This window comes from Bacillus sp. LR--39 (genome assembly GCF_053613335.1).
This window is the reverse complement of sequence record NZ_JBSIOT010000523.1, coordinates 1-899: the sequence shown is the minus strand read 5'-3', so window position 1 is coordinate 899 and position 899 is coordinate 1. Positions and strand designations below refer to the sequence as shown.

The 899-nt window shown below is 45.3% G+C and carries 1 protein-coding gene; it reads left to right on the top strand.

What is annotated here, in order from left to right; all coding sequences use genetic code 11:
- A partial coding sequence (exnP, locus tag ACWHAR_RS24630) for a 5'-3' exonuclease ExnP (protein WP_452088128.1) occupies positions 1-857 on the top strand: 857 nt, incomplete at its 5' end.
- Positions 858-899: the final 42 nt, after the last annotated feature.

The following is an 899-nucleotide window of genomic DNA, read 5'->3' as shown; positions in this document are numbered from 1 at the left end:
TGGCTCTTTTATTCCGGGCCTTTTTTGCCACGGCCGTACATCGCAACTTTATGATAAATGACAGCGGGGTGCCGACGAACGGCGTCAACGGCTTTTTAAAGCATTTGATTACAGCTGTGGAAACATTCCAGCCGACACACGTCGTCTGCTGCTGGGACATGGGGAGCAAAACGTACCGAAATGACTTGTTCCAAGATTATAAGGCCAACCGCAGCGCGCCGCCTGTGGAGCTGATTCCGCAGTTTGATTTGGCAAAGGAAGCAGCCGCAGAGCTTGGAATCATGAATATTGGCTTTGCCGGCTATGAAGCGGATGACTGTATCGGTACTCTTGCCGATTTATTTGCGAATGAAGCGGACATTACGGTCGTAACAGGGGACAGAGATTTACTTCAGCTGTTAACGGATAAAGTAAGCGTTGCTTTGCTTCAAAAAGGAATCGGAAATTATAAAGTCTATACAAAAGAGACTTTTTATGAAGAAACAGGCGTAATGCCGAAGGCTTTGATTGATATTAAAGCGCTTATGGGTGATTCCAGTGATAACTATCCCGGAGTCAAAGGGATTGGAGAAAAAACAGCCTACAAACTGATTCGTGAATACGAAACGATTGACCGTTTATTGGAAAATCTTTCTCTTCTTCCAAAAGGACAGCAGGGAAAAATTCAGCAAGGTTTAAGCGATTTGGAGATGTCGAGGAAGCTTGCGGAAATTCATTGCTCAGTGCCGCTGGCCTGCACACTGAAAGACGCTTTATTTACTTTGCAAATGGAGCAGGCGGCTGACATGCTTCGCCGCCACCAAATCAAAGGAATTGAGCGTATGCTTGAAAAGCTGAACGCTAGAGAGATCGTTTAGATCTTCTCTAGCGTTTTGTATTGCTTTTTTTTGCTCTCTCCT